The following is a 5,648-nucleotide window of genomic DNA, read 5'->3' as shown; positions in this document are numbered from 1 at the left end:
CCGGGCTGCGCCCGCACTACCACGCCAACTACTACGGCGCCTACTTCCGCGATCCCGATGGCAACAAGCTCTGCGTCTGCTGCCATGACCCGGTGTAACTAGAAGGCCCGCTCCTGCACCGTCGCGTGCGGGTGCAACGGATGCGTCAGCGTGTCCGCGATCAGCCGCAGCGCGTCGTCGCACTCCTCGCGCGACATCGGGCCGCCGAGGCAGATGCGCACCGCGTCGGGCGGATCGCCGTCGGTCGAGAAGGCCGCGCTCGCGACCACGCCCACGTTGCGCGTGCGCAGGAAGGAGGCGAACTCGACCGGGCTCCAGCCCGGCGTGAGCGGCAGCCAGGCATGGAAGCCCTCGGGATGGGCCTGCAGCCCGTGGCCGCCGAGGTGGCGCGCGGCCAGCAGCTGGCGCGCGGCCGATTCGGCGCGCACCGCCTGCAGCATGGCGTCGGCCGTGCCGTCCTCGACCCACATCGTGGTCAGCGCATTGGTGACCGGCGAGGCCATCACCGTGGTGGCGCGCAGGGCACCCGCGAGCCGCTGCGACTGGCGCGCGGTCGGCGCGCAGACATAGGCGCTGCGCAGCCCCGCGCCGAAGCACTTGGAGAAGCCGGTGACGTAGTAGGTCAGCGCGGGCGCCAGCGTGGCGAGCGTGGGCGGCATCTGGCGCGGCAGCATGCCGTAGGCGTCGTCCTCGATGATCGGCACCGCGTAGCGCAGCGCCACGTCGGCCAGCGCCTCGCGCCGCGCGCGGCTCACGGTGCCGGTGGTGGGGTTGAGCAGGGTCGGGTTGCAGTACAGCGCCTTGGGCTTCAGGGTCTTGCAGGCGTGCTCGAAGGCATCGGCGATCGGGCCGTCGTCGTCGAGCTGCAGCGCATGCAGCTGCACGCCGAGCTGGGCCGCGATGGCCTTGATGCCCGGGTAGGTCAGCGATTCCACGCACACCAGCTCGCCGGGCCGCGCGAGCTGCGAGATCAGCGCGGTCAGCACGCCGTGGATGCCGGGGCACACGAGGATGCGGTCGACGCCGGCCTCGGGCACGTGCGGGCGCAGCCACTGCATCGCGGCCTCGCGGTCGTGCACCGTGCCGCCGAAGTCCTGGTAGCGCAGCAGGTCGTAGAGGTCGGCCTGCGCGAAGGCCTGCGCGGCGCCCTCGTGCATGCGCGCCACCAGGTGCTCGTCGCGCGGCTCGGGCGGCATGTTCATCGTCATCTCGGCGCCGCTGCCGCCGCGCAGCCGCAGGCTGGGGCTGCCGGTGCGGATGAAGGTGCCGGTGCCCGCGCGCGAGTCGATCAGCCCGCGCTTGCGCGCCTCGGCATAGCCGCGCGCCACGGTCGTGTAGTTGAGCTGCAGGTCCGCGGCCAGCTCGCGCAGCGTGGGCAGCCGGTCGCGCGCGCCGAGCCGGCCGGTGCGGATGTCGTCGGCGATCAGGTCGGCCAGCAGCAGGTAGGCCGGCTTGGCGCTGGCGCGCAGCTGCTTGCGCCAGTGCAGCGTGATGGGGGCGATCGGGGCGGTGTCGGTGGCGGCCACTTGATTGCATCCATTGATTGCATCGGGGGACCGATCAACCCGCAGGAAACGTGCCCGTCCCCTGGGGGCTTCGAGGGCCGGCGATGCCTCGAACGGGTGCGATCAACCCCATTGATCGGGTGCATTGATCGCACGCCGGACGCTTCGCCACGGTGCGGCCCGGCCCGCCGCGAACGCCGCGCGACCCGTCCGCGGCACCCGCGCGGAAATTTTTTCGCGCCCGCATGCGGCACCGCTGCGCCTTGATCGCAACTTGATTGCATCGCGGGCCCCGCGCCTTGGCACATGGCATGCGAAGAAGAAGGCGCGCAGACGCTGCTGCGTTCCTCTCCTTCATCCCTTTCACCGGAGTACCCCATGCCCACCGTGACCCGTCCCCGCAACGAAAAAGGCGAGTTCCTCGTCGACTACGAAGAGAAGGTGTTCGAAGACGTGAAGGCCGAGCCCGGCGAGAAGGCGCTCGTGACCTTCCACACCGTGGCCTTCGAAGGCTCGATCGGCTTCGTCAACCTGCTGCAGGCCACGCGCCTCAAGCGCAAGGGCTTCGAGACCTCGATCCTGCTCTACGGCCCCGGCGTCACGCTGGGCGTGCAGCGCGGCTTTCCGACGCTGGGCGACGAGGCCTTCCCGGGCCACCAGAACTTCAACAAGCAGATCGCCACCTTCATCGCCGAGGGCGGCAAGGTCTACGCCTGCCGCTTCGCGCTGCAGGCGCTCTACGGCCACGGCGAGGGCGCGCTGATCGAGGGCATCAAGCCGATCAACCCGCTCGACGTGCTCGACCTGATCCTGCTGCACCGCAAGGCCAACGCCTTCATCCTCGACACCTGGACGCTGTGATGCCCACCCCCGTTGCTTGCTCACTTCGTGTAGCCGCCTCCCCCCTCAAGGGGGCAACACCAGCGGCCCGGCAAAGCCGGTTCCGCGGTGTTTCCCGAACGGGCCTCGCTGCGCTCGCCGCGGCATCGTGCTGAGGTGCGGCGATGGGGACCTCCAATTCTTCCCGCATCGTCCGCGCCGCGGCGATCCAGATCGCACCGGACTTCGACCGTCCCGACGGCACGCTCGATCGGGTGTGCAGCGCGATCGACGAAGCGGCTTCAAAGGGCGCGCAGCTCGCGGTCTTTCCCGAGACCTTCGTGCCCTACTACCCCTACTTCAGCTTCGTGCTGCCGCCGGTGCTGCAGGGCGCGCCGCACCTGCTGCTGGCCGAGCGCGCGGTGGTGGTGCCCGGCCCGGTCACGCAGGCCGTGGCCGAGCGGGCGCGCGCCCGCGGCGTGGTGGTGGTGCTCGGCGTGAACGAGCGCGACCACGGCAGCCTCTACAACACGCAGCTGGTGTTCGACGCCGACGGCACGCTGGCGCTCAAGCGCCGCAAGATCACGCCGACCTACCACGAGCGCATGGTCTGGGGCCAGGGCGACGGCGCCGGGCTCAAGGTGGTCGACACCGCCATCGGCCGCGTCGGCGCGCTGGCCTGCTGGGAGCACTACAACCCGCTGGCGCGCTACAGCCTGATGGCGCAGCACGAGGAGATCCACTGCGCGCAGTTCCCGGGCTCGCTGGTGGGCCCGATCTTCGCCGAGCAGATGGAGGTGACGATCCGCCACCACGCGCTCGAGTCGGGCTGCTTCGTGGTCAACGCCACCGGCTGGCTCAGCGACGAGCAGATCCGCAGCGTCACGCCCGACCCCAACCTGCAGAAGGCGCTGCGCGGCGGCTGCCACACGGCCATCGTCTCGCCCGAGGGCCGGCATCTCGCGCCGCCGCTCACCGAGGGCGAGGGCATGGTGATCGCCGACCTCGACATGGCGCTGATCGCCAAGCGCAAGCGAATGATGGATTCGGTGGGCCACTACGCGCGCCCCGAGCTGCTCTCGCTCGCCATCGACGACCGGCCCGCGGCCACCACCGTGCCGATGCACACCCTTTCTTCCCACCCACGGAGCCCCGACCATGACGACGACCGCCGCCCTCGCATCGAACCCCGCACCGAATCCCGCGCCGGTGGACAGCCGCCAGCTGATGACGGAGCTCCAGTCCTTCGGGTTGCGGCTGGTTGATCCCGGCGCGGGTGCCGCCAGCCGCCGCGGCGGTGCCGGCCCCTCGGACCACAAGGCCGTGCTGGTCGACGGCCACACGATCATGGTGCCGGTGCACACCGCGAGCGCCTGGCATTCGCCGTTCACGGCCGAGGCACCGGACGCGCAGGGCGTGAGCCGCGTGATGCGCGGCAGCATCCCGATCGCGAACATCGCCTTTCCGCGCCAGCCGCGCTTCTATGCGATGCAGACCTTCGATGGCGTGCCCTATTCGCACATCGCGACGCTGCACGGCAGCGACGTGCTCGCCACCACCGTGCTGCAGACCTGCATCCGCTACGAGAGCCGGCGCAAGAGCTGCAAGTTCTGCGCGATCGGCCAGTCGCTCGCGGCCGGCCGCACCATCGCGCACAAGACGCCGCAGCAGCTCGCCGAGGTGGCGCGCGCGGCCGTGCTGCTCGACGGCGTGAAGCACATGGTGCTGACCACCGGCACGCCCAACGCCACCGACCGCGGCGCGGCGGTGCTGTGCGAGAGCGCCTTCGCGATCAAGGCCGCAGTCGACATCCCGATCCAGGGCCAGTGCGAGCCGCCCGACGACGACCGCTGGTTCCAGCGCATGAAGGCCGCGGGCATCGACACGCTGGGCATGCACCTAGAGGTGGTCACGCCCGAGGTGCGCGAACGCATCATGCCGGGCAAGGCCAGCGTGCCGGTGTCGCGCTACATGAGCGCCTTCGAGGCCGCGGTGGCGGTGTTCGGCCGCGGCCAGGTCAGCACCTACATCCTCGCGGGCCTCGGCGATTCGCGCGAGGCCATCCTCTCGATCTGCGACGAACTGCTCGCGCGCGGCGTCTATCCCTTCGTCGTGCCCTTCGTGCCGATCAGCGGCACGCCGCTCGAGGACCATCCCGCCCCCACGCCCGAGTTCATGAAGTCGCTGCTCGAGCCGCTGGGCCGGCGCGTCGCGGCCGCTGGCCTGCGCTCGGCCGACATCAAGGCCGGCTGCGGCAAGTGCGGCGCGTGTTCTTCTTTGTCCGTCTACGAGGCCTGAGATGAAGACCGCCGAAGCCTGGAGCGAGCTGCCGCTGGCCTACGCGCCGGTCGAATACCTCGTGCGCGAGGCGGCCCAGCAATGGGAGCGCGACGAGGCGATGGCGCTGCGCCGCGCCGTGTTCTGCATCGAGCAGGGCATCTTCGCGCGCGACGACCGCGACGCGATCGACGACCATGCGCTGCTGCTGGTCGCGATGTCGTGCAACGCCGGCATGCCCGAGCAGGTGGTGGGCACGGTGCGCATCCACCGCGGCGCTGCAGCAGGAGAATGGTGGGGCTCGCGGCTCGCGGTGCACCCGGCCTTCCGCAGCCAGGGCCACCTGGGCGCGACGCTGATCCGGCTCGCGGTGTCGCGCGCCCATGCGCTGGGCTGCACGCTGTTCCTCGCGCAGGTGCAGCTGCAGAACGAGCCGCTGTTCCGCAAGCTCGGCTGGACCACGCTCGGCGAATGCGAGGTGCAGGGCCGCCCGCATGCGCGCATGCGCGCCGACCTCGGCTTCTATCCGCCCTGCCACGACCCGGTCAGCGGCTTCGTCACGCGCGCGAAGGTGCCGCGATGAGCCGCGCCGCCGAGATCGCCGAAGCGCTGCGCGCCACGCGCGGCTTCGCCCACAAGCGCGACATCAGCGAGGTGGTGGCCGCACTGGGCCGCTCGCTGCCCGGCGGCCACGCGGCGCTCGCGCAGGCGGTGCCAGTGGGCGACGACTGCGCCGCCATTCCCGACGGCCGCGGCGGCTACCTGCTGTTCGCGATCGAGGGACTGGTCGAGGACTTCATCGTGCGCATGCCCTGGTTCGCGGGCTACTGCGGCGTGATGGTCAACGTGAGCGACATCTACGCGATGGGCGGGCGCCCGACCGCGGTGGTCGACGCGCTCTGGAGCAGCGGCATGAACCCGGCCGACCAGGTGCTCGGCGGCATGGCCGAGGCCGCGGCGCGCTACGGCGTGCCGATCGTCGGCGGCCACAGCAACAACCGCAGCGAGCGGCCGCAGCTCGCGGTCGCGATCCTCGGCCATGCGCGC

6 protein-coding genes and 1 pseudogene are annotated in these 5,648 nt (G+C 71.2%); 6 read left to right on the top strand and 1 reads right to left on the bottom strand.

Annotated features, from left to right (window positions below; translation table 11 throughout):
- A pseudogene (locus AC27VN_RS30900) lies at nt 1-98 on the top strand (VOC family protein); the annotation flags it as partial.
- On the opposite strand, the gene AC27VN_RS30895 reads toward AC27VN_RS30900, so the two are convergent.
- Entirely contained in the window at nt 99-1,502 is a 1,404-nt protein-coding gene (locus AC27VN_RS30895; RefSeq protein ID WP_093341244.1) for an aminotransferase-like domain-containing protein, read from the bottom strand.
- Between the two features lie 381 nt (nt 1,503-1,883).
- Here AC27VN_RS30895 and AC27VN_RS30890 point away from each other — a divergent pair, with 381 nt between their 5' ends.
- From AC27VN_RS30890 to AC27VN_RS30870, 5 genes are all read left to right on the top strand, one after another.
- The gene (locus AC27VN_RS30890; RefSeq protein ID WP_093340760.1) at nt 1,884-2,366 is read left to right on the top strand and encodes an MSMEG_0572/Sll0783 family nitrogen starvation response protein; all 483 of its coding nucleotides are present in this window, start codon (nt 1,884-1,886) and stop codon (nt 2,364-2,366) included.
- A gap of 143 nt (nt 2,367-2,509) precedes the next feature.
- Nucleotides 2,510-3,589, top strand: a complete 1,080-nt coding sequence (locus AC27VN_RS30885; RefSeq protein ID WP_490879026.1) for a Nit6803 family nitrilase — start codon at nt 2,510-2,512, stop codon at nt 3,587-3,589.
- Nucleotides 3,552-4,622 carry an MSMEG_0568 family radical SAM protein gene (locus AC27VN_RS30880; protein ID WP_093341245.1) on the top strand — a complete coding sequence of 357 codons (1,071 nt, stop codon included), beginning with the start codon at nt 3,552-3,554 and terminating at the stop codon, nt 4,620-4,622. The genes AC27VN_RS30885 and AC27VN_RS30880 overlap by 38 nt, the downstream gene beginning before the upstream one ends.
- A 1-nt stretch (nt 4,623) precedes the next feature.
- Nucleotides 4,624-5,184: an MSMEG_0567/Sll0786 family nitrogen starvation N-acetyltransferase gene (locus AC27VN_RS30875; RefSeq protein WP_489041759.1), complete on the top strand. Its 561-nt coding sequence runs from the start codon at nt 4,624-4,626 to the stop codon at nt 5,182-5,184.
- On the top strand, nt 5,181-5,648 hold a 468-nt coding region (locus AC27VN_RS30870; protein WP_490879025.1), incomplete at its 3' end, for an AIR synthase related protein. The genes AC27VN_RS30875 and AC27VN_RS30870, both read left to right, overlap by 4 nt.

The organism is Variovorax sp. 20P10.2.4, assembly GCF_058244205.1.
This window is presented reverse-complemented; position numbering and strand designations above follow the sequence as displayed.

Coding starts and splice junctions, on each gene's coding strand:
- AC27VN_RS30890 (WP_093340760.1), top strand. CDS start 1,884: ATGCCCACCGTGACCCGTCCCCGCAACGAAAAAGGCGAGTTCCTCGTC.
- AC27VN_RS30885 (WP_490879026.1), top strand. CDS start 2,510: ATGGGGACCTCCAATTCTTCCCGCATCGTCCGCGCCGCGGCGATCCAG.
- AC27VN_RS30875 (WP_489041759.1), top strand. CDS start 4,624: ATGAAGACCGCCGAAGCCTGGAGCGAGCTGCCGCTGGCCTACGCGCCG.
- AC27VN_RS30880 (WP_093341245.1), top strand. CDS start 3,552: ATGACGGAGCTCCAGTCCTTCGGGTTGCGGCTGGTTGATCCCGGCGCG.